Annotated in this window: 1 protein-coding gene and 1 pseudogene; both read right to left on the bottom strand. The window is 67.6% G+C overall.

Annotated elements, in window-relative coordinates:
• Positions 1-143: 143 nt before the first annotated feature.
• Positions 144-716 carry a sigma-70 family RNA polymerase sigma factor gene (locus tag H928_RS0105410; protein WP_021025586.1) on the bottom strand — a complete coding sequence of 191 codons (573 nt, stop codon included), beginning with the start codon at positions 714-716 and terminating at the stop codon, positions 144-146.
• A 91-nt stretch (positions 717-807) separates the two neighbouring features.
• Positions 808-1057, bottom strand: a pseudogene (locus H928_RS32100) (hypothetical protein); the annotation flags it as partial.

Here is a 1057-nt window from a genome sequence, read left to right as displayed (position 1 = left end):
TGGCCTGAGGCCCTGTGCGGCTTTGGCGCGCGCATGGGCCAGGATCTGCGCCGTGCTGGCGTCGCTTGGGCCGGCGTCCTGCGCGCTGGCCTCGCGGTAGAGGTCGACCAGGGCATCGGGCCGCTTGGGGTCTTGCGGTGCGTTCATGCGGTCACCTCGATGGCCTGGCGCAGTTTGGCGCGGGCATAGCGCAAGCGGCTTTTGGCGGTTTCCTGGGTCACCTGCGTAGCTGTGGCAATGTCGGCCACCGACATATCGGCCTCGGCCTGCAGCAAAAAGGCCTCGCGCTGTTCGGGCGGCAACTGGGCCAGGGCAGCGAGCAAAGCACGCGCCAGGTCCTTGCGGCCCTGCAGGCGCTCGGGGTCAAAGCCGGAGTTGGCAAACAAGGTCTCGGCCAGACGCATGCCTTCGCTGTCCTCTTCGTCGAGGCTGCGGTGGGCCTTGTGGCGGCGCCAGTGGTCCACCAGTTTGTGGTGGGCCAGGGTAAAAGCCCAGGTCGTGAACTGCGCCTGGGGTTGGTAGCGCTGGGCGCCATCGACCAAGGCAAACCAGGTCTCCTGCGCCAGGTCATCGGCGAGCGCGGCATTGCCGGTGTTGCGGAAAAAATAGCGCCACAGGCGCTGGCTGTGGCGATGGTAGAGCTGCTCGAACGCCGCGACTTGGCCGCCAGCGTAGGCCAGCATCAGCGCTTGGTCGTCTTGCAGTGCATCTACCATGCGGCAGATTATGCAAAAGCCTGCACCCGCTGGTGGCCCTTGTGGAGAAAATCGCACGCCGCAGCGCGGTGATGCCTGCGGCGGCAAGACCTCAATAGGCAGGCGGATCAGGTACATAGCCAGAGGGCGATGCCGGAAAAGGGCGGGGCGCCGGCTGCACGGCGGGCTGCGGCGCGCGGATGACGCCCTGGGCCAACAGGTTGGCATAGCTGTCATAGCGGATGCGGATGATCTGCGCCGGGCTGCTGCTGGCGCTGTGGAACTCCGTGGTCCGCGTGACGGAGCGCTCGAGCGCGCCATGGCCCGTGCCCAGGCGCGGCGCCACCGGTGTGGGCGCGGCG

It is taken from the genome of Comamonas sp. B-9, assembly GCF_000410635.1.
Taxonomy (GTDB): domain Bacteria; phylum Pseudomonadota; class Gammaproteobacteria; order Burkholderiales; family Burkholderiaceae_C; genus Comamonas.
The sequence above is the reverse complement of the archived record's forward strand: the minus strand, read 5'-3'. Positions and strand labels throughout refer to the sequence as shown.

Coding starts and splice junctions, on each gene's coding strand:
- H928_RS0105410 (WP_021025586.1), bottom strand. CDS start 716: ATGGTAGATGCACTGCAAGACGACCAAGCGCTGATGCTGGCCTACGCT.